This window comes from Laedolimicola sp. (assembly GCF_051972735.1).
In the GTDB taxonomy this organism is placed as follows: Bacteria; Bacillota; Clostridia; order Lachnospirales; family Lachnospiraceae; genus Laedolimicola; species Laedolimicola intestinihominis.
Genome location: NZ_JBOKYU010000037.1, coordinates 1 through 22,678 on the forward strand (window position 1 = coordinate 1; position 22,678 = coordinate 22,678).

Below are 22,678 nucleotides of genomic sequence, written 5' to 3' on the forward strand. Positions count from 1 at the left end.
GCGTTAGCCGTTGTTGGACCGTGTCATGGGGGAATTCCCGAGTGGCCAAAGGGGGCAGACTGTAAATCTGTTAGCTGTGCTTTCAGTGGTTCGAATCCACTTTCCCCCACTCTGGTTTATCTTTTAGATAAGCCACTTTTTAATTTCATATCGCGAGGTGGAGCAGTCTGGAAGCTCGTCGGGCTCATAACCCGAAGGTCACAGGTTCAAATCCTGTCCTCGCAACTAAAGAGTACGGAGAAACGACTCGTACTCTTATTTTATAAAAATGCCCAGATAGCTCAGTTGGTAGAGCAGAGGACTGAAAATCCTCGTGTCACTGGTTCGATTCCGGTTCTGGGCACTTTTTTATGTAAAAATCAAATATTTTTTGTGTAGATTCGTATGTTTTAAGTAATACAACGGATAAGCGTATACAAAAGAGGATCCCCGGGAAGAGAAAAATTCCCGGGGACTTTTTTCATTTAATCTCCTTTCCCGAATAATCATGTTCTAGGGTGTTTGATTACCCTGATTACTTTTTTGATTACCTTTTGATTTCCGGGTATGAAAAAAGCCCGTAAATACAGGCTTTTCCAGTGGAAGTAATGGGGCTCGAACCCATGACCTCTCGCGTGTGAGGCGAACGCTCATCCCAGCTGAGCTATACTTCCGTATTTATAAAATCTTCGTTCCATGGACCTGAAGGGATTCGAACCCTCGACCTCTGCGTTGCGAACGCAGCGCTCTCCCAACTGAGCTACAAGCCCGTGATGCTTACAAAAAATATTGTAGCACTTTAGCACAGAAAATCAAGTGGAAATCTGAAAATTATTCAGATGGAATGCGATAGCTTTTGGCGGCAAAATTATAGTAAAAATTAAAGATAAAATGGGATAAGCAGGATAATTCGTGATATAATGAGCGCAAGTGAGTCAACATACGTGTATGATTGACGAACGGCGAATGCCGGCTGTGAATTGAAATATTCACAGCATAATGAGTGCAAGTGAGTCAACATATTTGCAGAGGAGGTTTCTATTATGATTTCATTTGAGAACGATTATTCAGCGGGAGCGCATCCGCGGATTATACAGAGATTAACAGAGACGAATATGGAGCCGCTGTCGGGTTACGGGACAGATGTGTATTGTCAGAATGCAAGAAGAAAGATCCGAGAAGCCACCGAGTGCCCGGAAGCAATCGTAGAATTTCTGGTGGGTGGTACCCAGACCAATGCGGTAGTGATTGCGTCCATGCTGCAGTCCTACGAGGGCGTGGTAGCAGCAGAGACAGGTCATGTGAGCGTTCATGAAGCAGGAGCCATCGAGAATACCGGACATAAGGTACTGACTTTGCCACAGCATCAGGGAAAGATTGATGCGGGAGAATTAAAGACTTACCTGGAAACAATTTTTGAGGATGGCAATCATGAGCATATGGTATTTCCGGGGATGGTGTATGTGTCCTGGCCGACGGAGTACGGTACGCTCTATAGTAAGGCTGAACTGGAGGCCATCGCGGAGGTATGTCATGCCTATGAGATGCCGCTGTATCTGGACGGCGCGCGTCTGGGCTACGGTCTCATGAGCCCGGAGGCGGATATGACCCTGCCGGATATCGCACGGATCTGTGACGTCTTTTATATCGGAGGCACTAAGGTGGGCGCACTCTGTGGGGAAGCTGTAGTATTTCCGAAAGGGAACGCGCCGAAGCATTTCATGACGCGGATCAAACAGCAGGGAGCGCTGCTGGCGAAGGGGCGTCTCTTGGGCATCCAGTTTGACGAGCTGTTTACGGGAAATCTGTATCTGAATATCAGCCGTAATGCCATCGAAATGGCGGAGCAGTTGAAGCGTCTGCTTCATGACAAAAATTATACTTTCTATCTGGAGTCCCCGACCAACCAGCAGTTTGTGATTATGGAAAATGAAAGACTGGAGGAACTGAAGAAACACGTGGCAGTCAGCTTCTGGGAGAAAGCCGATGACACTCACACAGTGGTACGGCTGGCGACCAGCTGGTCTACAACGGTTCAGGATATGGAAGAGCTGGGTGAGTGGCTATAGAAGGAGAGGGAACGAATGACGGGGCAGGAACAGGCTATACTGGGAATTTTACTTATGACAGATGGCTATATTTCCTATGAGACGCTGGCGGAAAAGCTGAATATGAGTACTCGGACTGTGATGCGGCTTATCCGCAGTATGGAGACCTTTTTGAAAGATTTCTCTATCATGGTGGAAGTGAAACGGCGGAGCGGAATCCGGCTAGATGGGGCGAAGAAGGATCTGGAAGCGCTGCGGCAGACGCTGGAACTAGAAAAGACGGTGAATTACACGGCTAATGACAGAATTTTACTGATTCTTCTGGAATTGTACCAATCGGAAGAGTTCGTAAAGAGTTATTATCTGGCCTATCTGTTGAATGTATCGGCGGGGACGATTCAACGGGATCTGGAGGAGGCGCGTCTCGCCGTAGAGAAGAACGGTGTGATGTTGGTCAGCCAGCGGGGCGAGGGTATCCGGCTGAGGGGCGGGCTGCATAAGGGCAGACAGGCGCTGGCGAAGCTGTTTCGGCGATATCTTGATCTAAGAAACTGGAGCGCGGAACGGCAGGACATGGTGTTCTTAGAGCGGCTTTCCGGCAATGTAAGAAAGGAACTGCTGGAGTTTCTGGATATGCAGGGGCTATATCGGACTTATAAGCTAATCACGGATTTTGATTACACATTGACGGACAGCTTTTTGCAGGAGGATTTTCAAAATCTGGTGCTGTATACTCATATTTTGTTGCATTTTCCGAAGCTGAAACAGATTTTCACGGAAGATGGGAAGAATCTGCGACTGGATACCGAGGCCATGTATCCACGCATCTGTGAGTTTGCCAGAAAAGTAAAGAAGGAAGAGCATATTCAACTGAATAAAGAGCAGATCTGCGATTTATTGGCGGTCTATCTGTCTATGCGTAGTAATGAATCTCTGTATACAGTGTACAAATACGACGAGGACGTACACCATATGACACTCGAACTTCTGGAGGATATGGAAGGAGAGTTGGGCAAGAGCCTGACCGGTGATCGGGAGCTGGTGGAGCGCCTGGGAGCCCATCTGAATCTGATGTTTGACCGGATGCATCTGGGGACCATGGCGGACTGCAGCGATCTGGGGCAGCTTAAGCAGGAATATCCGCAAATTTATAAGATCATCGAAAAAAATATTGATGCCTTTTCCAAGCGGCACAGTCTGTTTATCAGCGAGGGAGAACGAGGATATATTATTATTCATATTTTGGCGTCCCTGGTGGAGCAGGAAGAAGAAAATCAGAGGATTCGGGCGGCACTCCTCTGTATGAGTGGAATCGGAACCAGCCGGATGCTGGCGCAGCGGGTGAAAAAGCGGTTTCCGCGGATTGAAATTGTGAAAATCTGTTCTGCGGCAGATTTTCAGGAGGAGATGATGCTGGCGGATGACATAGACCTGATTCTGTCTACGGTGAAGACAGAGCCTCTGTCGATTCCGGCGCTATTTATCAGTCCTATGCCAGATGAGGAAGAGTTTGCGTCGATTGGGAATGCCTGTGAGAAAATTGCGGAGCAAAAGCTGCGGTTGAGCTTTACAGGGAACATGGAGATGGAGCGGAAAGAGGTTCAGTATCAGCCGGATACAGCCATGCGGAAGCTGGCCTGGATGGAAGATATACTGGAAGGATTTTCCTGCAAAACGCTCTGGGCGAAGAACCTGGATGAGCTTTATGAGAAGACAGCGGAAGAACTGTTCCGGAGTACAGAGAAGCGGCGGAAATTCGTGACGTTGATGCGAAAACGCGGCGAGCAGGGATGTGTCGTGTTTCGGGAGGGAATGCTGCTTTTGCACGGACGGATGGACGAGGAGCTGGGCTTTCGCGTCTACCGGGTGCAGGGCGGCGTGGACTGCATTTCAGCGGGAAAAAGTGTAAAAGTGGAGTATGTGGTAGTTATGGTAGCGCCTGCGCAGGCGTCGAGTGAGCTTTTGGATCTGTTTAGCTGCATTTCCGCGGAACTGGTGCAGGATGAGGGACTGGCAGAGGCCATTGAGGCTATGCGGGAGGAAGAGATTTTCCGCAGGGCGGGATTGTTGATGAGCAGAGATATCTTTCATTAGAGAAGGTAGGAATAGAAGATGAAAGCAGTCATTATTGGAGCGGGAAAGATCGGCAGAGGCCTGATAGCCGGGATCTGTCAGATGAACGGCATCGGGTACAGCTTCATAGAAAACGACGGGATGCTGACGGCGCAGATGCAAAAGGAACGGCAGTATCTGCTTCATGTACTGGAGCGGCGGGAACGGGTGATTTCCATGAAGACGGCGGAGATCTGGTCACTGGAGGATACAGAGGCAGCGGAAAGGGCTATTTTGGATGCCGATCTGATCTTTACTGCGGTGGGCGGTAAACACCTGGGGGAGGTGGGTGAATACCTGGGCGAGCGCCTGGAGCACATTTTGACAGAGCGGAGCTGTTCCCGACCGCTTAATATCATTGTCCATGAAAACTGGAAATACACGGAGCGTGATCTGCACGAGGGAATCCGGAAAATACTAAGTCCGGAAAAACGGGAGCTCTTCGAGGAGATCGTGGGCATAAACATGGCCCTCTCCATGGGATTGTCGGTGGAGCCGCCGGACGAGGAGAGTAAAAAAACAGAACCTCTGGGAATCTGGATGCAGGATCGCTGGAATATTTTTGTAAATAAAGCGCTCTGGAAAGGCGATTTGCCAAAGATCAAGGGCGTTGGTTTCGTGGATCATTTTCTACAGCTGCAAAATCAGGCTTTGTATACAAATAATGCCAGCAGCGCGGTCATTTCCTATCTTGGACGCCGAAAAGGTTATCAGTATGTGGCGGAGGCCGCAAGAGATCCGGAGATAGAGCGGATCGTGGACGAGGCGTATCAGGAGATTGAGACGGCCCTGATTCGTCAGCTGCATGTATTCCCGAAGGATCAGCGGGAATTTGCGCGCCAGGCCCGGGAGAAATACCGGGATGAGCGGATTCATGATACGGTGGTCCGCCATGCACGGGATCCGATTCGGAAGCTGGGGCCGGAGGAGAGGCTGCTGGCTCCGGCGCGGATGGCGATGGCTTCCGGAATCCGGCCCACGGCTCTGGCGGCAGGCATCGCGGCGGCTCTGTATTATGAGGATGAAAATGACCCGTCGGCCTGTGAACTGAAGCATCTGCGGGAAGAAAAGGGCATTTCTGCAGTGCTGCAGGAAATCTGTGGTCTCGAGGAGGGCTGCGAGCTGGAAAAACTGATTTTGGAGCAGGTGCAAAACCTGTTTTGTCAAGATAAAAAGATGACAGAATGACAGGAACACTGTCATCTTTGAATGTGACAATGATGGCGCTGGAACAAATGGAAAAAGGAAAAACTGTCTGGTACAATAAGCTCATAAAAGGATTGCAATCTTTGAAAAACGTGATATAAGGGATGTAAGGAAAGGGGTTTTATGAGATGAGTACAAAAGTGATGAAGCAGAAGGTACAGTCTCTGGGCGGCTTTCTGACGGCGATGATTCTGCCGAATATCGGAGCATTTATAGCCTGGGGTCTCCTGACGGCCATGTTTATACCGACTGGCTGGTTTCCAAATGAATTTTTTGCGCAGTTGAAGGATCCGATTCTGAAATATCTGCTGCCACTTCTGGTGGGCTACACCGGCGGCGAGCTTGTATACAAGAAACGTGGTGGTATCATGGGCGCGCTGCTGACCATGGGCTGTATCGTGGGTACCAGCATTACCATGCTGGCAGGCGCGATGATTCTGGGTCCTCTGGGCGGCTGGATCATTAAGAAATTTGACAAGCTGATCGATGGCAAGATTCCGTCCGGCTTCGAGATGCTGGTGAACAACTTCTCTATCGGTATCATCGGTATGGTGTTCTGTCTGTTGACACAGTCCATCGCAGGACCGATTTTTGAGGGACTGAATACATTCTTCTCCTCCGGTGTGCAGTGGCTGATGGATAAGGGCCTGATGATTCTTTACCCGATTTTCATGGAGCCGGCGAGAATGCTGTTCCTGAATAACGCTATTTCCCAGGGTATCTTCGCTCCGCTGGGCGTCGAGCAGGCGGCGCAGGCCGGAAAGTCTATCTTTTTCCTGCTGAGCTCCAACCCGGGACCGGGCCTCGGCATGCTTCTGGCATACTGGCTGTATGGCAAGGGAACTGCGAAGGAAGCGGCGCCCTCCGCTATCATCATTCATTTCTTCGGCGGTATTCATGAGCTGTACTTCCCGTACATTCTGATGAAACCGAAGCTTATTATTGCCACCATCGCGGGCTGGATGTCCGGTTATGTAACCTACAGCGTAATTGGTGCGGGTCTGATTGCGTATCCGTCGCCGGGAAGTATCATTTCCTATATACTGATGACTCCGAAGGGCTGTTACTTGCAGACATTCAGCGGCGTTCTTGTGGCGGCGGCTGTATCCTTCCTGCTTTCTTCCCTGATTCTGAAGATAGACAAGAGCGCGGAGGCGGATTTCCAGGATTCTATCGTGATGATGGAAGGCTTCAAGGGCAAAGAGTCCAGGTATTTCGCAGATGTGAAAGCGGAAAAGGCAGAGACCAAGACGGTTGAGAGTAAGACGGCTGCACCGGTACGTAAAATTATTTTCGCCTGCGACGCAGGTATGGGATCCAGCGCCATGGGCGCGTCTGTGCTTCGGAAAAAGGTACAGGCAGCGGGACTGGATATCGAGGTAACGAATACGGCAATTGAAAAGATTCCGGAGGACGCGGACGTGATTGTGTGTCATGAGGGGCTGTATGAGCGCGCGAAAGCAGTAGCGCCAAACGGTAATTTCGTGGTGATTACGAATTTCCTGGCTGCGCCGGAGTACGAGGAATTGATTCAGAGATTAAAAGATAATCAGTAAAAGGATGTGGACAGGCGATATGAGTACAGGAATTCTGAAGAAAGCCAATATTCTGGTGAGACTGCCGTCAGAGTCAAAGGAAGAGGCCATAAGGAGGGCCGCGGAGCTTCTGCAAAAGCAGGGATATGTCAATGAAAATTATCACGGGCTGATGCTGCAAAGGGAGACGGAATGTACGACCTATATTGGCAATGGCGTGGCGATTCCTCACGGCATCAGCCGGAGTGAGAAAGATATTCTGAAATCCGGGATCGTTGTTCTGCAGTATCCGGACGGCGTATCCTATAACGGTCAAATGGCATATCTGGTCATCGGAATCGCGGGGAAAAATAGCGAGCATCTGGATATCCTGGCGAATATCGCCTGCCTGCTTGATAAACAGGAAAATGTAGATCGCATTGTGGGCTGTAAGACAGCAGATGAGGTCTATGAACTTCTGATGCCTTTAAATGAAACGGAGGTATAGAACATGAAAGCACTGGTATTCGGTGCGGGAAAGATAGCGAGAGGATTTGTGGGTCAGCTCCTGGAGCTGAGCGGATGGGAGACCACATTTGTGGACATCAACCGGGATCTGGTGCAGGCATTAAATGAGAAGGGAACCTATACGGTACATATTTTAGGCGACCCGAGCCTGAATACGGATGTGACCCATTACCGGGCAATCGCGCTGGATGATGAGGCGGCGATCCGGCAGACGCTAGGGGAGGCCGATCTGGCATTTACCTCCGTAGGAGGCAAAAATCTGGAGAGCGTAGGGGCGGTCATCGCGGCGGCCTGGAAAGGCGTGACACGGAAAAAACCGCTGAATTTCATCACCTGCGAGAACTGGAAAGACGCAGGCAAGGTTCTGGAAAATGGAATCGTAAAGAACCTTGACGGCGCGGATAAGGCGTATTTTGAGGAGCGTGCGGCAGTCAGCGAGGGTGTTATTATGCGGACCGGCGCGGAACCGTCGGCGGAGCAGAAGGCACAGGAGCCGCTGGGCGTATGGGTGCAGAATTTCTGGGAGCTTCCAGTGAACCGGGATACCTTTAGGGGCGAGCTTCCGGAGGTAAAAGGCGTCTATCTGATGGAGCATTTCGGGCATTTCCTGGAGCAGAAGATGTATACCAATAATACCAGCAACGCTGTTATCGCCTATAACGGGTATCTGTACGGCTATGAAATTCTGCCGGAGGCGGCGGTAAGCCCGCAGATCGCGCCCCTTCTGGACGAGGTCTACCCGGAAATCAACGCGGCGCTGGTGGCAGAGTTGGGCGTGGATCCGGAGAAGCAGGCAGCATTGGCGAAGAAGGCCCGTGCCAAGTATTCGGATCCAGAGCTGGTGGACCGCATCATCCGGAACGCCAAGGATCCCATCCGTAAGCTTGGACCGCAGGATCGCCTGATTGCACCTGCTCATATGGCGTTAAAGCATGGCATTGACCCCAAAGTTATCATTCGCACGATTGCGGCGGCGCTCTACTATGACGAACTCACGGATGAGAGCGCGGTGGAACTGAAGCGGCTGCGGGAGACGGAAGGAATCCCTTATATTTTGAAAAATATCTGCAAGTTAGATGAAAAGGAAGTATTGTATACAAGAATTCTCGAAGCAGTGGAGGAATTGAAGCAGGAGGGAATCTGTCAATGAAGAAAGTTATCCTTATCGGTGCTGGACAGACCGGCCGCGGTTACCTGGCGAGACTTTTGAGTCTGTCTGGACAGCCCTTCGTCTTTCTGGATAAAAACGAAGCATTGATTGAGGAGCTTCGAAGCGCCGGATCTTACAAAATTTCTTTTGGAGGCAGCGAGCGGGAACCGTTAGAGATCAAAGTGCCAGAGGCCTGTGTGATGGGCTCTGCGGAAGCGGCGGAGGTGCTTGCAGATGCGGATTTCATTTTTACATCCATTGCGGAGCAGAACCTGCCGCAATTGATTCCGGTTTTGCAGCAGGCAGTCCGGGAACGGACAAAACCGGAGCCCTTGAAGCTGATTACCTGTGAAAATGGGGTTTCGCCCAAGAAAAAGCTGGAGGGAGTTATACCGGAGGATCGGCTGGTGCTTTCCGAGGCAGTGATTTTCTGCACGACCCTGAAGGCGGAAAAGGGGCTGGATATCCTGTCGGAGGATCTGGATTGGCTGCCCTACGATGTGAAAGCATTGGGGGAGACCCTTTCCTGGCACGGCATGGAGGCGGAGGAAGATTTCCCGGAGCTGCTTGAGCGGAAGATCTACACCTACAACTGCCTGAGCGCCTGCGTGACCTATCCGGGAGCAGCTCTCGGCTATGAGAATTATGCGGAGGCGGCCAATGATCCGGCGATAGAGGAAATTATGAAAAAGGCGGTGGCATCGCTCAGTAAAGCTCTGGCGGCCCGTTACGGGATTACGGAGCAGAAGCAGCATGAATTTGCCATGCGCGCGGTGCAAAAATTCCAGAACCGGAGCATCCGGGACACCATAGAGCGGAACGCCCGGGACGTGCAGCGTAAGCTGGGACCGAAGGAGCGCATGATCGCGCCACTTCTGATTATGAAGCAGTACGGGGCGGATACCTCCGCATTGGAAGAGGTTATTGCGGCAGCGGTGCTGTATGGCAGGAAGACCGGAACGATTCAGCTGAAGGGAGAGCCTGTGGCAGATCCGATGGCGAGACTTCCAGAGCTTTGTCCGGATCTGACGCCGGAGACCGTAAAGGCCATTCGGACGTATTATCGGAAGTATGAAAATCGTTAAGCGTAAAATAAGAAGGACTGCGTAAGCGGTCCTTCTTGCTGTATCGGAAAATATATAGTAAGATGAAGAAGAGTTTGATAACATTTGCAACAGGCAGAGGACAGAAAGATGGATAAGAATGCATTTGGCGGCCCCCTTTATCGGAAGCTTCGGGCTTATGGAGCTTCGGATGTTTACGCCTTTCATATGCCGGGGCACAAGCGGCTTATGGGGGAATTTGAGAATCCATTTCAAATAGATATTACGGAGATAGACGGTTTTGACGATCTGCATCATCCGGAGAATGACGGGGTGCTGACGGAGGCCCAGCGGCGGGCGGCGCAGGTGTTCGGGGCCGGGGAGACGCATTTCCTGGTAAATGGAAGTACGGCGGGAATCCTGAGCGCCATCTCAGGCTGCACGAAGTATGGCGGGACGCTTCTGATGGCCCGGAACTGTCACCGGTCTGCCTATCACGGGGCGGAACTCCGGGGATTAAAAACGGTGTATCTTTATCCACAATACATCCCGGAATTGGGGATAAACGGCGCGATTTTGCCGGAAGATGTGGAAAATGCATTGCAAAAGCCCATCATAGAGAAAAAACAGCAGGCGGATGGGAAAACAGAGAAAGACTCCGGTGGAGACAGGGAAAAAAATCAAAACCGGATTCAGACAGATATCCAGGCTGTCATGATAGTATCCCCTACCTACGATGGCGTCTGCTCAGATGTGCGCCGGATCGCGGGAATCTGTCATCGATATGGCGTTCCGCTGATTGTGGATCAGGCTCATGGGGCGCATTTTCCATTTTCAAAATACTTTCCGGAGGACGCGGTGAACGCAGGGGCAGATGTGGTAATTCAGAGTGTGCATAAGACGCTGCCGGCCATGACACAGACGGCGCTTCTGCATGTGCAGGGAGAAATCGCGAATCGGGAGCGGATTCGGAAATTTCTGTCCATCTATCAGAGCAGCAGCCCGTCTTATGTGTTGATGGCTTCCATTGACGCCTGTGTGGATTTGATAGAGCGGGACGGCGAGGAGCTGTTCGCGAAGCATGTGCGGGAGCTTAAGAATTTCCGGGAGAGCTGCCGGGAGCTGAAATGGCTGTATCTGGCCGGACTGGACAGTGAGAAGGACGGTATATGGCAGTTGGAAGCGAAACTGGCGGAGTTCGGGCAGACGGCGGATTTTGATCGGAGCAAGCTGCTGATTTCCGCAAGGAGAGCGAATCTGGCAGGAGCCGGGCTGACAGGAGAAGAACTGTCGCGGATTCTGCGGGAGCGCTATCATATCCAGATGGAAATGAGCGGGCCGGATTATGTGGTTGGAATCGCGGGAATCGCGGATTCGGAAGAAGGATTCGGGAGACTGGCGGAAGCGCTGCATGAGCTCGATCAGGATATGGATGAAAAGATACCGGTCGGCGTGAGCACAGCAGATAAAGCGAGCGCCAAGAGCAACGCGCTGCCACGTCTGAAGGCTGTTCTGACCATTGGTGAAGCAACGGAGGCCGAAAGCGCTTGCAGGCCTCTGGCGGCCTGTGAGGGCGCTGTGGCAGGCAATTACGTGTATCTGTACCCGCCGGGAATTCCGGTTCTGGCGCCGGGGGAGCGGGTGACGGAAGAGCTGCTGAAATGCATAGAGGAATGGCTGGAGGCCGGTTATGAGGTGCACGGGCTGGAATACGACGGAGACGGGATTCCGAAGCTTGGGATTGTTAAAGAATAAAACGGAGAAAATGATGGGAAAATTATTTTATGTAATCGGGAAAAGCGCCACAGGCAAGGACACCATTTTTCAGAAGCTTCTGGAAAACGAAAGCCTGACTCTGAAGCCACTGGTGCTGTACACCACCCGTCCTATGCGGGCCGGGGAGGAGCAGGGGGTGCAGTATCATTTTACGGATGAAGCGGGTCTGACAGAACTTCAGAACGCCGGGAAGGTGATCGAGCTTCGGGCTTATGATACGGTACATGGAGTGTGGAAATATTTTACAGCTGATACAGAGGCGACCGATCTGGAAAAATATAACTATGCGGGTGTCGGCGTACTGGAGTCCTACCGGGCACTTCGGAATTATTATGGGGCAGAGCGAGTGATTCCCATTTACATCGAAGTGGAGGACGGAGAGCGGCTGCAGAGAGCTCTCACTCGGGAACGCGGACAGCAGGAGCCAAAGTACGCAGAGCTTTGTCGGCGGTTTCTGGCGGACAGTGAGGATTTCGCGGAGGAGAAAATTGCGGAGGCCGGGATCGAAAAGCGGTTTTATAACCGGGATTTGAAGGAAAGCATAGAGGAAATCTCAGCGTATATAAAAGAACATAAGTGAGAACCTTCAGATAAAGGAAATTACAGTCCGCAGGCGGATTTGCGGAGCAGAACAAAAGTATAAAAAGCTGTTTTTTCTAAAAAATGTATGTTATACTAAAAAGAGTATTTTTTCATCAAGTTAGTTTTGATAAAATGAACAGCGGTAGAAAGAAGGGAGTGTGAATATATGGCCGGATTTTCCGAAATCTTAGGGCACGGGCAGATCATCGAGCACCTGCAGAATGCCATAAAGCTTCAAAAAGTATCCCATGCCTATATTCTGGATGGAGAAGAAGGAGCGGGAAAGAAAATGCTGGCCCGGGCCTTTGCCCAGACACTCCAGTGTGAACGGGGCGGTGTGGAGCCCTGCGGGGAATGCCATTCCTGCAAGCAGGCACAGAGCGGCAATCAGCCGGATATCATTGAAGTGACGCATGAGAAGCCCGCCAGCATCGGCGTGGAGGATATCCGCGGTCAGCTCTGCGGCGATATCCAGATCAAGCCCTATAGCAGCCCATATAAAATCTATATTGTGGACGAGGCAGAGAAGATGACCGTACAGGCCCAGAACGCCCTCCTGAAGACCATTGAGGAGCCGCCTGCCTACGGCGTCATCATGCTGCTGACCACCAATGCAGACGCATTCCTGCCGACAATTCTGTCCCGGTGCGTGACCCTGAAGCTGCGTCCGGTGAAGAATGAGATCATCAAGCCCTATCTGATGGAGAAGTACCATATTCCCGATTATCAGGCGGAGGTATGCACCGCATTTGCCAGGGGAAATGTGGGGAAAGCGGAACGGCTGGCCCAGTCGGAGCAGTTCGCGGAGCTGAAAAGCCACCTGATTCATCTGCTTCGGCATCTGCGCGATATGGAGATCTACGAGCTGACCGAGGCGGTGCGTTCGGCATCCGAGTATAAGACGGAGATTAACGATTACCTCGATCTGATGGCCCTGTGGTTCCGGGATGTGCTTCTGTTCAAGGCCACCCGCCAGATTGACGGACTGGTTTTTGCGGAAGAAATTAATGATATCAGCGCCCAGGCCCAGAAGAGCTCTTATGAGGGGCTGGAGCGGATTTTAAAGGCACTGGAGAAGGCCAAGGTGCGGCTGAAGGCCAATGTAAACTTTGAGCTGACCATGGAGCTTCTCATGCTGACGATAAAGGAGAATTAGAATGGAAAAAGTCATAGGCGTCAGATTCCGGAACGCGGGAAAAATATATTTCTTTTCCCCCGGAAAGCTGGACATTCCCAAGGGAAAGCATGTGATTGTGGAGACCGCCAGAGGCGTGGAGTACGGATATGTGGTAGTGGGCACCAAAGAGGTGGAGGATAAGAAGATTATCCAGCCCCTGAAGCCGGTGATCCGGATTGCGACCCAGGAGGATGATACAAGAGAGGCGGCCAACCGCTTCAAGGAAAAAGAGGCATTTAAAATCTGCCAGGAAAAGATTAAGAAGCATGGATTGGAAATGAAGCTGATCCAGGCGGAATATACCTTCGATAATAACAAAGTATTATTTTATTTTACCGCGGACGGACGTATTGATTTCCGCGAGCTGGTCAAGGATCTGGCCAGCGTGTTCCGTACCCGTATTGAGCTGCGGCAGATTGGAGTCCGGGATGAGACTAAGATCTTAGGCGGTATCGGCATCTGCGGCAGACCCCTGTGCTGCCATACCCACCTGTCTGATTTCGTGCCGGTGTCCATCAAGATGGCCAAGGAGCAGAACCTGTCCCTGAACCCCACGAAGATTTCCGGCGTATGCGGCAGACTGATGTGCTGCCTGAAGCATGAGCAGGAGACCTACGAGGAGCTGAACAGCCATTTGCCGGGACTGGGGGATTATGTGACCACAGCCGACGGACTGAAGGGCGAGGTGCAGAGCGTCAATGTGCTGCGCCAGAAGGTAAAGGTCATCGTTACCGTCGAGGGCGACGAGAAGGAGATCCGAGAGTATCCGGTGGAGGAGCTGAAGTTCCGCCCGAGAAGAAAGAAAGGCGATAAGGGCGACAAAGGCGGAGCGGCGGATAAGGAACTGAAGAAGCTGGAGGCCCTGGAAAAGCAGGAGAGGAAATCAAAGCTGGATGACAATTAAGTTAAAGGATGGGGAACGGTTGGACGATCTGCAGCGAAACGGCTATCAGATTATCCAGAATCCCAGTAAGTTTTGTTTTGGCATGGATGCGGTGTTGCTGTCCGGGTTCGCGAAGGTGAAGCCGGGTGAGCGGGCGCTTGATCTGGGAACCGGCACGGGGATTATACCGATTCTGCTTCGGGGCAAGACATCGGGGCGTGATTTTACCGGGCTGGAGATTCAGGAAGAGAGCGCGGATATGGCCAGGCGAAGCGTGGAGTTAAATGCTCTTTCGGATTCCGTTTCCATTGTCCAGGGTGATATAAAGGAAGCGGCTTCTATCTTCGGGGCGGCTTCTTTTGATGTGGTGACCTGCAATCCGCCGTACATGACGGGCAGTCACGGCATCGTGAATCCGGAGCTGCCCAAAGCCATCGCGCGCCATGAGATTCTGTGCAGCTTCGAGGATGTGGCCAGGGAGGCGGCGAAGGTACTGCGGCCCGGCGGACGCTTTTATCTGGTACACCGGCCCTTTCGACTTGCGGAAATTATAACTACACTGGTGAAGTATAAGTTGGAGCCCAAACGGATGCAGTTAGTCTATCCATATGTGGATAAGGAGCCCAATATGGTGCTTCTGGAGGCCTGCCGGGGCGGGCGTTCCCGAATGACCGTGGAAAAGCCGTTGGTTGTATACAGGGAGCCAGGCGTCTATATGGATGAGATTTACGATATTTACGGGTATTAAGGAGAAAAGATGCAGGGAACGTTATATCTGTGCGCCACCCCGATCGGCAATCTGGAGGATATCACATTTCGGGTGCTGCGTATCTTAAAAGAGGTGGATGTGATTGCGGCGGAGGATACCCGCAACAGCATCAAGCTTCTGAATCATTTTGAAATTCATACGCCCATGACCAGCTATCATGAGTACAATAAGTTCGACAAAGGCCGGGAGCTGGTGGAGCAGCTGCGGGCGGGCAAAAATATTGCGTTGATCACGGACGCCGGCATGCCGGGCATCTCGGATCCGGGCGAGGAGCTGGTGAAAATGTGCGCGGAGGCGGGCATTACGGTGACGGTGCTGCCGGGAGCCTGCGCCTGCGTGACGGCGCTGACGCTGTCGGGGCTCGGGACCAGGAGGTTTGCCTTTGAGGCCTTTCTGCCGTCGGATAAGAAGGAACGCCAGAACGTGCTGGAGGAGCTGAAAAGCGAGACGCGGACGATGATTATCTATGAAGCGCCCCATCGGCTGCGGAAGACCCTTGGAGAGCTTCGTGATACCCTGGGAAATCGGCGGATTTCGGTGTGCCGGGAGCTGACAAAGAAGCATGAGACCATTTTCCGGACGGATCTGGAGGCAGCCATCCGCCACTATGAGACGGAAGCGGCCAGGGGCGAGTGCGTGCTGGTCATCGAGGGCCGGAACCGGGAAGAGATAGAAAAGGAAAAGCAGGCGGCCTGGGAGCAGATGACCATTGCGGAGCATGTGGCGCTATATGAGCAGCAGGGAATCCAGCACAAGGAAGCCATGCGGTTGGCGGCCAAAGATCGTGGCGTATCCAAAAGAGATATTTACCAGGCTCTGCTGGAAGGATAATTTTGCGCAAAAGAAAAAACCGGGGACCCATTGTTGGGTTGCCGGTTTTTATGTACCGATAAATATAATTAAATTAAGTTAGCCTTTTTTGCTAATTCCTCAATTGACTTTTTGGAAACCATTTTACCATGGAATTCAATAAGATCATCTCGGTCTCCTGTGAAAATATCCGTCGGTGCATACTTCTTTAAAATAATTTTGTCATCTTCAACATAGATCTCGAGAGAATCGCGTTCTTCAATTCCGAATACTTTTCGTAATTCCATAGGAAGCGTGATACGTCCGAGTTCATCCAGTCTTCTGACCACTCCGGTGTTCTTCATTGCTTCTCCTCCTTCATTTAATGGTAACACTTTATTTCAATATTATACCAAATAAGCCATAAGATTCCAATAGAAAAATAGGTTTCTTAATGAACTTTTAATGAATAGAATGCAAAAAAATGTACAAAAAAGGATAAAAAAGAAAAAATACGGGACAAAATACAAGGCAGGCAAAAAAATTTCCATAAAAAGGAATCTGCAATCATATATTGAAAAAAATGGGAGAAGATACCATGCTGAATGATCTGTGGGCGGCCATGCTGATACTGGGAATTGTTTACGGAGCCTTGCAGGGGAGGCTGCCGGAATTGACGGAAGCGGCGCTGGAATCGGCGGGGGAGGCAGTAACGCTGTGTATCACCATGGCAGGAATTATGGCATTGTGGGTGGGATTGATGGAAATTGCCCAGAGGAGCGGCGTCATAAGGCGGGCGTCCCGGGCTATCGCTCCTTTTATGAATTTCATGTTTCCGCGGCTGCCGCGGGAGCATCCGGCCAGAGAGTATATCACGACCAATGTGATCGCCAATATCTTCGGTCTCGGCTGGGCTGCCACTCCGGCAGGGCTGAAAGCCATGGAGGCGTTGAGCGATCTGGAGGAGGAGCGAAGAAGGATGGGACAGCAGGCACGGAAAAAGGGGACGGCCAGCAACGAAATGTGTACTTTTCTGGTGCTGAATATCGCGTCTTTGCAGCTGATTCCGGTGAATATCATCGCCTATCGGAGCCAGTATGGCAGTGTGAATCCGGCTGCGATTCTGGCTCCTTCGCTGGTGGCGACGCTGATCAGCGCCGTGGTGGCGGTGGTGTTCTGTAAGCTGATGGACAGGGGGTAAGGAAATGGCAAGGGTGATGCTTTACATATCGGATCTTATCGTGCCCTTTCTGATTTTCTATGTGGTGATGGAGGGGCTGGCCGCGAAGCGGCCGGTGTACGATGATTTTGTAAAAGGGGCAAAGGACGGACTGAAGACGGTGGTGCAGATTCTGCCGACACTGGTGGGGTTGATGGTGGCTGTCGGAGTACTGCGGGCTTCCGGCTTCCTGGATTTCCTGGCGGGTTTGCTGGGCGGTCTGACGGAAAAGGTGCATTTCCCGTCGGAGCTTCTGCCGCTGGCTATCGTGCGGATGTTCTCAGCTTCGGCGGCCACAGGGCTGGCGCTGGATATTTTTAAGGAGTACGGGACGGATAGCTATGTGGGGCTGGCGGCGTCCATTATGATGGGGTGTACGGAGACGGTCTTCTATACTATGAGCATCTATTTTATGGCAGCGAAGGTGAAGAAAACCCGCTACACGCTACCGGGGGCGCTGCTGGCAACGGTGGCGGGGATCGCGGTCAGTGTGTGGCTGGCGGGAAAAATGGCATTTAACAGTTAGATAAGACTAATCCATAGCTGTCCAGGCGGGCAGGTAAGAGTGGAGAATGGAAAAAGGAGCGGGGCCGGTGCGGAGCAGGTAGCTGTGGAAATCCTTCAGTGAAAACTGTGCGCCAAGGGTATCTTCCGCTTCTTTTTTCAGTTCCAGGATTTCCACGGCGCCCAGATAATATTTCAGGTAATTGGCGGGATCCTGCCGGATGGCCTGGTAGATTTCAGCAAGGGCATCGGCGTCGGTGATGCCGTAGCCGTTCCAGAGAGCATTCATTTCCGCAGGGGTCCATCCTTCATAGTGGATGCCCACGTCCGAGCGGGCGTAGAGGCCCAGCAGGAAGAAGGAGTTGGCGGCTAAGAGGTCGGCCATATCCGGATCCAGGCCGGCGTAGCGGTAAGACAGGCGTTCCGCGTAGGTGGCCCAGCCTTCCACGAAGCCGCCGAAATAGAAGAAGCTGCGGACCGGATGCTGCGGAGAGGTCTGCTCGGAAAGTGTCTGGTAGAGATGGCCGGGGAAGCCTTCGTGGGCCAGTGTGGTGAAAAGGGTCAGCGGGTCATAGTCAGCAGCAGGATTGATATAGATGACATGGTCCCGCATGGCGTCCAGGGGCGGCGTCAGGTAGAAGGCAGGGCTCGTATGTTCCTGCAGGGACGGGGAGACAGACTTGACGGAAATGGGAATGGAGGAGGCGGAACTGTCGGTATCCGCGCCAGTATGGGCATTTGCGTCGGCAGCAGGAAAATCAGCCAGCATCCGGGCTTGCAGCTCTGCGAGAATCTGCTCCGGTTCCCGGGCCGTGGTGGTGCGGGGAACATCTGTCAGCAGCTCCGGACGGTTTTTGACCAGCTCGGCCATCTGACGCACATCGCTCAGGAGCTGGTGGTCGATGAGATCGCGGATTTCGGACAGGGTGCGATCAGAGCCGATGATGGCGTCTGTGAGAGCCTGATAGTAGGAGCGGCCTTCCGGGTAGTGGGCCAGGCCGTAGGGGTTGGCGCCGGAGCCTTTCAGGGAAGAAAGGGTTTCGATGAGGTGGGCGTAGGCAGGGAAAACGTGTGCTTCGAGCATCTGCTGGTTAAGGTTTACATAATTTAAAATTTGGCGGTCGGAAAGCTTGGTGCTCTGAACGAGTCCGGTAAGGCGCTCAGAGAAGGATGTTACTAAAAAATGTTCGTCGATTTCCCCGGAACTTTCATTGAGTATGACGGAAGTTTCTCTGGAATTTTGAACAGAGTCAATATCGGTGACTGATATGTTTTCAGAGGTGTTCTGATTGATATTACTTGGGTTAGAATTATGGTAGTCTGCGCCGTCTAAAAAATCCTGACACCCCGCAATCACCGCGTCGACACTTTCATCCGTCATAAAAAGTCCAGCCTGGACCTTCTCCTTTTCATACGCGCATAATTCCTCAAAATACGCGTCCGTCTTCGCCAACAGACGCAGATAAATATCCACATCCTCCTCCGAAGTAAAGGCATATTCCGCCAGCAGCACTGGAAGCTGCACCTGCACGCCCAGCAGCGGGCTGAACACTTCTTCATAATATGGAAAACGAAGCAACGCAAGCTCCCGGGGAATCTGCGTGTTCAGAATGTCCCATTCCAGTCGGTTGACATAAGAAAGCTCGCTTCGCGGAAATTCTGACAGGGCAGCGAATGCATTTTCCAGGGCGGCAGCTGATTGGGCTTTGGACTCCTCCGAGTAAGAGCCATAGGAAATCGGAAACTTACGAATCCCGTAAGCCACCGGATCAGCCAACGTATAATGAAGCGTCAGCGTGCTGCCGGTGACAGATTCCCGGAAGAGGCCGTTGGTGAAGGCTTCGAAGGCCTCATCGGCGGAAGTAGTGTCCGTACCGGGCAGACAGGAGCGGGAGAGAAGCAGAGCCGTCGTTAAAAAAGCAGAGAGAAAAAGAACAAAGAGGAAGGATTTTTTCATGGAAAACCACCGGAATAACTCTTGGTGTAGTTTATGAGAAGAATGGGGAAAAAAGAAATTGTTACGTGCAAAAAGACCGCATACCGAACTTTCACATCCGATATGCGGCCTTTCCAAATTTATTTCACTGTTCTAAATTATGCCTCTGCGGTTTCATCCTCAGCGTCTGCATCATCTGCTACGGCATTGTGTACCTCCAGTACGGTAGCAACGGTAGCTTCCGGGGAAGTATGCAGGTCAATGGCAGGATTCTTGGCGATATCCAGATCCTTAACCTTCAGTGTCTCGCCGACCTTCATGTGGCTGACGTCAACCTTGATCTTGTCAACCAGATCTGCGGGCAGAGCTTTGTAAGTAACTTCCTGAAGCATCTGCTGTACCACGCCGGCCTGTACATCGTCCTGGCCCAGCAGGATCACCTCTGCTACGGAGTGAACCTTCTCGGTGCTTACCAATGCCTGGAAATCGATTTCCAGAAGCTGTCCTCTTAAGGAATCGTAATCAATCTCCTTAATCAGCGCGTCGTAGGTCTCACCTGCAACCTCCAGCATTACCTGGCTACCTTTACCCTCGGTTCTCAGGATGCGCTCTGCATCTGCCTTGGTAATCTGAAGGGGAATGGACTCCTTCATCTCGCGGCCATAGATATTGCCGGTAACATAACCTTCACGTCTAAGTTTCTTGGCTTTCGTCAACATGTCTCTTTTTTCAGCTTTTAAAGTATTCATTTATCTTTTCCTCCAAAATCTGAATCGCTTAGCAGCCTTCCACTTTGTGTAACAAACAGGTATTGTTAAGTGGTTCTATATTTAATTTACGGTGATTATTATAGCACTGATTTTTCAAAGTTAAAGAGTAAATTTGAACAAAAATGAGTATCGAAATTCGATAAAAAACTGAAAATTTTTAAACGAATAAGAGAAGAAAAGTCAGCAGGCTTGACAAAAGGTTTTGGCCGTGTTACGCTTCTTTTATATGAGCAAAATGCAAACGCTACGAAGAAAAGAGTAAGCTGTATGCGTCTTTTACAGAGAATTCCCGGTGCTGAGAGGGATGAAGACAAAAGAGCTGAAGATGGTTTCTGAGCGGCACGGATGAACGTAAGGTTATTTTCGATAAAGGGATTTCCTATGGGAAATGGTTTTGCGATAAGCCGTGATGGGTGCGCCCGTTACAGCGTCAGGGTATGCAGGTACCCGCAGAGGTCTGTCTCGTGAGGGACAGGCGAACAGAAGTGGTAACACGGGAATCATCCCCGTCTTCTTTAAGATTTAAGGAAGACGGGGTTTTTTGATCTTTCGTTTGCAGAGAAAGAGAGGTAAAAAATGGAAAAGAAAAAGTTTTACATGACCACGGCCATTGCCTACACATCCGGCAAGCCCCACATCGGCAACACCTATGAGATCGTACTGGCGGACGCCATTGCCCGTTTCCGCAGACTCCAGGGCTACGACGTATTTTTCCAGACCGGAACCGACGAGCACGGCCAGAAGATTGAGCTGAAGGCTGAGGAGGCAGGCGTTACTCCGAAGGAATTCGTGGACAATGTGTCCGGTGAGATTAAGCGGATCTGGGATCTGATGAACACTTCCTATGATAAATTCATCCGCACCACCGATGATTACCATGAGAAGCAGGTACAGAAGATTTTCAAGAAGCTGTATGACCAGGGCGATATCTACAAAGGTGCTTACGAGGGTATGTACTGTACTCCCTGCGAGTCCTTCTGGACCCAGTCCCAGCTGGTGGACGGCAAGTGTCCGGACTGTGGCCGCGAGGTGCAGCCGGCCAAGGAAGAGGCTTATTTCTTCCGTATGAGCAAATACGCTGACCGTCTGATTGACCATATCAACAAGCATCCGGAATTCATTCAGCCGGTTTCCAGAAAGAATGAGATGATGAACAACTTCCTGCTTCCGGGTCTGCAGGATCTGTGCGTATCCCGTACCTCTTTCAAATGGGGCATCCCGGTAGACTTCGACCCGAAGCACGTGGTATACGTATGGCTGGACGCGCTGACCAACTATATCACCGGCATCGGCTACGAGTGCGACGGAGAGTCCAGCGACCTGTTCAAGAAGGAGTGGCCGGCGGATTTGCATCTGATCGGAAAAGATATTATCCGTTTCCATACGATCTATTGGCCCATTTTCCTGATGGCGCTGGATCTGCCGCTGCCGAAGCAGGTATTCGGTCATCCGTGGCTCCTGCAGGGCGATGGCAAGATGAGCAAGTCCAAGGGAAATGTGCTTTACGCGGACGATCTGGTAGACATGTTCGGCGTGGACGCGGTTCGTTACTTCGTACTGCATGAGATGCCCTTCGACAACGACGGCGTGATTACCTGGGAGCTGATGGTGGAGCGTATGAACTCTGACCTGGCCAACACCCTGGGCAATCTGGTAAACCGTACCGTATCCATGTCCAACAAGTACTTTGACGGCGTGGTCAATAACACAGGTGTGCTGGAGCCGGTAGACCGCGAGCTTCGCGAAGCTGCTGTAAGCGCGGCAGAGAAGGCTTCCGCGAAAATGGACGATCTGCGCGTGGCAGACGCCATCACCGAGATCTTCAACCTGTTCAAGCGCTGCAACAAATACATCGACGAGACCATGCCCTGGGCCCTGGCTAAGGACGAGAGCAAGAAGGAACGTCTGGCGACCGTACTCTACAATCTGGTAGAGAGCATCAGCATTGGCGCAAGCCTCTTAGAGCCGTTTATGCCGGAGACTGCCGACAAGATTCTGGCACAGCTGGGCGCGAGAAAGCGTTCCCTGGAGGTTATGAACATGTTCGGCCTGTACCAGTCCGGCAATAAGGTAACGGATAAGCCGGAGATTCTGTTTGCCCGTCTGGACGTAAATGAGGTTCTGGAAAAGGTAGAGGCAAAGAAGGCTGCGGATGCGGCTGCGCAGGCGGAGCCGGAGACCACAGAGGGAGCAGCGGACGTCATCGATATTGAGCCGAAGGCGGAGATTACCTTTGACGATTTCGCGAAGCTGCAGTTCCAGGTGGGTGAAATCATTGCCTGCGAGGCCGTGAAGAAGTCCAAAAAGCTTCTGTGCTCCCAGGTCCGCATCGGAAGCCAGGTAAAGCAGATCGTATCCGGCATTAAGTCTCATTACACACCGGAGGAAATGGTCGGCAAGAAGGTTATGGTAGTCGTGAACCTGAAGCCGGCGAAGCTGGCAGGGATCCTGTCTGAAGGTATGCTGCTGTGCGCCGAGGACGCAGAGGGCAATCTGGCGCTGATGACGCCGGAGAAGGAGATGCCGGCAGGAGCAGAGATCTGCTAGATATAAGAAAGAACTGGATATAAAATACAGAAAAAAGCAGTATTCGGATCAAAATCCGGATGCTGCTTTTTTCGATCTCATGTTTCGAAACAATATAAAAAAGAAACAAAAAAAGTTTTTTTCGAAAGTAATTTATATTTCTATTG

At 51.5% G+C, this 22,678-nt stretch carries 19 protein-coding genes, 5 tRNA genes and 1 other annotated feature; of the genes, 19 read left to right on the forward strand and 5 right to left on the reverse strand.

The genetic code is table 11. The features are described 5' to 3' along the window. Window positions 1-27: 27 nt before the first annotated feature. The 3 genes from ACTRC3_RS09020 to ACTRC3_RS09030 all read left to right on the forward strand — a co-directional run bounded on the left by ACTRC3_RS09020 (window position 28) and on the right by ACTRC3_RS09030 (window position 343). Window positions 28-109 (forward strand) — tRNA-Tyr (locus ACTRC3_RS09020). Window positions 110-151: 42 nt separating this feature from the next. Next, window positions 152-225: transfer RNA gene (locus tag ACTRC3_RS09025), tRNA-Met, on the forward strand. Window positions 226-270: 45 nt separating this feature from the next. Further along, window positions 271-343: transfer RNA gene (locus ACTRC3_RS09030), tRNA-Phe, on the forward strand. Between the two features lie 236 nt (window positions 344-579). Here ACTRC3_RS09030 and ACTRC3_RS09035 read toward each other — a convergent pair. Next, window positions 580-653, reverse strand: a tRNA-Val gene (locus tag ACTRC3_RS09035). Between the two features lie 23 nt (window positions 654-676). Next, a tRNA-Ala gene (locus ACTRC3_RS09040) sits at window positions 677-749 on the reverse strand. A gap of 273 nt (window positions 750-1,022) precedes the next feature. Here ACTRC3_RS09040 and ACTRC3_RS09045 point away from each other — a divergent pair. From ACTRC3_RS09045 to rsmI, 13 genes are all read left to right on the forward strand, one after another. Continuing rightward, the gene (locus tag ACTRC3_RS09045; RefSeq protein WP_440322824.1) at window positions 1,023-2,048 is read left to right on the forward strand and encodes a threonine aldolase family protein; all 1,026 of its coding nucleotides are present in this window, start codon (window positions 1,023-1,025) and stop codon (window positions 2,046-2,048) included. 15 nt (window positions 2,049-2,063) lie between these two features. Then, a complete protein-coding gene (locus ACTRC3_RS09050) occupies window positions 2,064-4,121 on the forward strand; it encodes a BglG family transcription antiterminator (protein WP_440322825.1) in 2,058 nt (685 codons plus the stop codon). Between the two features lie 18 nt (window positions 4,122-4,139). Continuing rightward, window positions 4,140-5,327 carry a hypothetical protein gene (locus tag ACTRC3_RS09055; RefSeq protein WP_440322826.1) on the forward strand — a complete coding sequence of 396 codons (1,188 nt, stop codon included), beginning with the start codon at window positions 4,140-4,142 and terminating at the stop codon, window positions 5,325-5,327. Window positions 5,328-5,473: 146 nt separating this feature from the next. Beyond that, window positions 5,474-6,901, forward strand: a complete 1,428-nt coding sequence (locus ACTRC3_RS09060; RefSeq protein WP_440322827.1) for a PTS mannitol transporter subunit IICB — start codon at window positions 5,474-5,476, stop codon at window positions 6,899-6,901. 19 nt (window positions 6,902-6,920) lie between these two features. Continuing rightward, window positions 6,921-7,367 (forward strand): PTS sugar transporter subunit IIA, encoded by a 447-nt coding sequence (locus ACTRC3_RS09065; protein WP_440322828.1) that lies wholly within the window; start codon window positions 6,921-6,923, stop codon window positions 7,365-7,367. 3 nt (window positions 7,368-7,370) lie between these two features. Further along, window positions 7,371-8,537, forward strand: coding sequence for a hypothetical protein (locus ACTRC3_RS09070; RefSeq protein ID WP_440322829.1), 1,167 nt, complete (start codon window positions 7,371-7,373; stop codon window positions 8,535-8,537). Continuing rightward, window positions 8,534-9,622 carry a 2-dehydropantoate 2-reductase N-terminal domain-containing protein gene (locus tag ACTRC3_RS09075; RefSeq protein ID WP_440322830.1) on the forward strand — a complete coding sequence of 363 codons (1,089 nt, stop codon included), beginning with the start codon at window positions 8,534-8,536 and terminating at the stop codon, window positions 9,620-9,622. The genes ACTRC3_RS09070 and ACTRC3_RS09075 overlap by 4 nt, the downstream gene beginning before the upstream one ends. 108 nt (window positions 9,623-9,730) lie before the next feature. Then, entirely contained in the window at window positions 9,731-11,335 is a 1,605-nt protein-coding gene (locus ACTRC3_RS09080) for an aminotransferase class I/II-fold pyridoxal phosphate-dependent enzyme (protein ID WP_440322831.1), read from the forward strand. Window positions 11,336-11,348: 13 nt separating this feature from the next. Continuing rightward, the gene (locus tag ACTRC3_RS09085) at window positions 11,349-11,936 is read left to right on the forward strand and encodes a guanylate kinase (RefSeq protein ID WP_440322832.1); all 588 of its coding nucleotides are present in this window, start codon (window positions 11,349-11,351) and stop codon (window positions 11,934-11,936) included. A gap of 168 nt (window positions 11,937-12,104) precedes the next feature. Further along, window positions 12,105-13,094: a DNA polymerase III subunit delta' gene (gene holB / locus ACTRC3_RS09090; protein WP_440322833.1), complete on the forward strand. Its 990-nt coding sequence runs from the start codon at window positions 12,105-12,107 to the stop codon at window positions 13,092-13,094. A 1-nt stretch (window position 13,095) separates the two neighbouring features. Continuing rightward, window positions 13,096-14,019, forward strand: coding sequence for a stage 0 sporulation family protein (locus tag ACTRC3_RS09095; protein ID WP_178038933.1), 924 nt, complete (start codon window positions 13,096-13,098; stop codon window positions 14,017-14,019). Continuing rightward, window positions 14,009-14,746, forward strand: coding sequence for a tRNA1(Val) (adenine(37)-N6)-methyltransferase (locus ACTRC3_RS09100; RefSeq protein ID WP_440322834.1), 738 nt, complete (start codon window positions 14,009-14,011; stop codon window positions 14,744-14,746). The genes ACTRC3_RS09095 and ACTRC3_RS09100 overlap by 11 nt, the downstream gene beginning before the upstream one ends. A 9-nt stretch (window positions 14,747-14,755) precedes the next feature. Then, the gene (gene rsmI / locus ACTRC3_RS09105) at window positions 14,756-15,598 is read left to right on the forward strand and encodes a 16S rRNA (cytidine(1402)-2'-O)-methyltransferase (RefSeq protein WP_440322835.1); all 843 of its coding nucleotides are present in this window, start codon (window positions 14,756-14,758) and stop codon (window positions 15,596-15,598) included. Window positions 15,599-15,666: 68 nt separating this feature from the next. Here the strand turns inward: rsmI and ACTRC3_RS09110 are convergent, their stop codons facing one another. Then, on the reverse strand, window positions 15,667-15,921 hold the full coding sequence (locus ACTRC3_RS09110; protein WP_158363844.1) for an AbrB/MazE/SpoVT family DNA-binding domain-containing protein: 255 nt from the start codon (window positions 15,919-15,921) through the stop codon (window positions 15,667-15,669). 233 nt (window positions 15,922-16,154) lie between these two features. On the opposite strand from ACTRC3_RS09110, the gene ACTRC3_RS09115 reads away from it, so the two are divergent. Then, complete coding sequence (locus tag ACTRC3_RS09115; protein ID WP_440322836.1) at window positions 16,155-16,757, forward strand: nucleoside recognition protein; 603 nt, start codon at window positions 16,155-16,157, stop codon at window positions 16,755-16,757. 4 nt (window positions 16,758-16,761) lie between these two features. Further along, on the forward strand, window positions 16,762-17,301 hold the full coding sequence (locus ACTRC3_RS09120) for a spore maturation protein (RefSeq protein ID WP_440322837.1): 540 nt from the start codon (window positions 16,762-16,764) through the stop codon (window positions 17,299-17,301). A gap of 6 nt (window positions 17,302-17,307) precedes the next feature. Here the strand turns inward: ACTRC3_RS09120 and ACTRC3_RS09125 are convergent, their stop codons facing one another. Both ACTRC3_RS09125 and ACTRC3_RS09130 read right to left on the reverse strand, forming a co-directional pair. After that, the gene (locus tag ACTRC3_RS09125; RefSeq protein WP_440322838.1) at window positions 17,308-19,236 is read right to left on the reverse strand and encodes a DUF885 domain-containing protein; all 1,929 of its coding nucleotides are present in this window, start codon (window positions 19,234-19,236) and stop codon (window positions 17,308-17,310) included. A 137-nt stretch (window positions 19,237-19,373) separates the two neighbouring features. Continuing rightward, window positions 19,374-19,964, reverse strand: coding sequence for a 50S ribosomal protein L25 (locus tag ACTRC3_RS09130; RefSeq protein WP_440322839.1), 591 nt, complete (start codon window positions 19,962-19,964; stop codon window positions 19,374-19,376). A 258-nt stretch (window positions 19,965-20,222) separates the two neighbouring features. Beyond that, window positions 20,223-20,502, forward strand: a binding site (T-box leader). Between the two features lie 59 nt (window positions 20,503-20,561). Between ACTRC3_RS09130 and metG the strand changes: the two genes are divergently transcribed. Then, a complete protein-coding gene (gene metG / locus ACTRC3_RS09135; protein ID WP_440322840.1) occupies window positions 20,562-22,532 on the forward strand; it encodes a methionine--tRNA ligase in 1,971 nt (656 codons plus the stop codon). Window positions 22,533-22,678: the final 146 nt, after the last annotated feature.

Excerpts from the sequence above, each read along its gene's own strand:
- ACTRC3_RS09045 (WP_440322824.1), top strand. The coding sequence starts at position 1,023 with ATGATTTCATTTGAGAACGATTATTCAGCGGGAGCGCATCCGCGGATT.
- ACTRC3_RS09050 (WP_440322825.1), top strand. The coding sequence starts at position 2,064 with ATGACGGGGCAGGAACAGGCTATACTGGGAATTTTACTTATGACAGAT.
- ACTRC3_RS09055 (WP_440322826.1), top strand. The coding sequence starts at position 4,140 with ATGAAAGCAGTCATTATTGGAGCGGGAAAGATCGGCAGAGGCCTGATA.
- ACTRC3_RS09060 (WP_440322827.1), top strand. The coding sequence starts at position 5,474 with ATGAGTACAAAAGTGATGAAGCAGAAGGTACAGTCTCTGGGCGGCTTT.
- ACTRC3_RS09065 (WP_440322828.1), top strand. The coding sequence starts at position 6,921 with ATGAGTACAGGAATTCTGAAGAAAGCCAATATTCTGGTGAGACTGCCG.
- ACTRC3_RS09070 (WP_440322829.1), top strand. The coding sequence starts at position 7,371 with ATGAAAGCACTGGTATTCGGTGCGGGAAAGATAGCGAGAGGATTTGTG.
- ACTRC3_RS09075 (WP_440322830.1), top strand. The coding sequence starts at position 8,534 with ATGAAGAAAGTTATCCTTATCGGTGCTGGACAGACCGGCCGCGGTTAC.
- ACTRC3_RS09080 (WP_440322831.1), top strand. The coding sequence starts at position 9,731 with ATGGATAAGAATGCATTTGGCGGCCCCCTTTATCGGAAGCTTCGGGCT.
- ACTRC3_RS09085 (WP_440322832.1), top strand. The coding sequence starts at position 11,349 with ATGGGAAAATTATTTTATGTAATCGGGAAAAGCGCCACAGGCAAGGAC.
- holB (WP_440322833.1), top strand. The coding sequence starts at position 12,105 with ATGGCCGGATTTTCCGAAATCTTAGGGCACGGGCAGATCATCGAGCAC.
- ACTRC3_RS09095 (WP_178038933.1), top strand. The coding sequence starts at position 13,096 with ATGGAAAAAGTCATAGGCGTCAGATTCCGGAACGCGGGAAAAATATAT.
- ACTRC3_RS09100 (WP_440322834.1), top strand. The coding sequence starts at position 14,009 with ATGACAATTAAGTTAAAGGATGGGGAACGGTTGGACGATCTGCAGCGA.
- rsmI (WP_440322835.1), top strand. The coding sequence starts at position 14,756 with ATGCAGGGAACGTTATATCTGTGCGCCACCCCGATCGGCAATCTGGAG.
- ACTRC3_RS09110 (WP_158363844.1), bottom strand. The coding sequence starts at position 15,921 with ATGAAGAACACCGGAGTGGTCAGAAGACTGGATGAACTCGGACGTATC.
- ACTRC3_RS09115 (WP_440322836.1), top strand. The coding sequence starts at position 16,155 with ATGCTGAATGATCTGTGGGCGGCCATGCTGATACTGGGAATTGTTTAC.
- ACTRC3_RS09120 (WP_440322837.1), top strand. The coding sequence starts at position 16,762 with ATGGCAAGGGTGATGCTTTACATATCGGATCTTATCGTGCCCTTTCTG.
- ACTRC3_RS09125 (WP_440322838.1), bottom strand. The coding sequence starts at position 19,236 with ATGAAAAAATCCTTCCTCTTTGTTCTTTTTCTCTCTGCTTTTTTAACG.
- ACTRC3_RS09130 (WP_440322839.1), bottom strand. The coding sequence starts at position 19,964 with ATGAATACTTTAAAAGCTGAAAAAAGAGACATGTTGACGAAAGCCAAG.
- metG (WP_440322840.1), top strand. The coding sequence starts at position 20,562 with ATGGAAAAGAAAAAGTTTTACATGACCACGGCCATTGCCTACACATCC.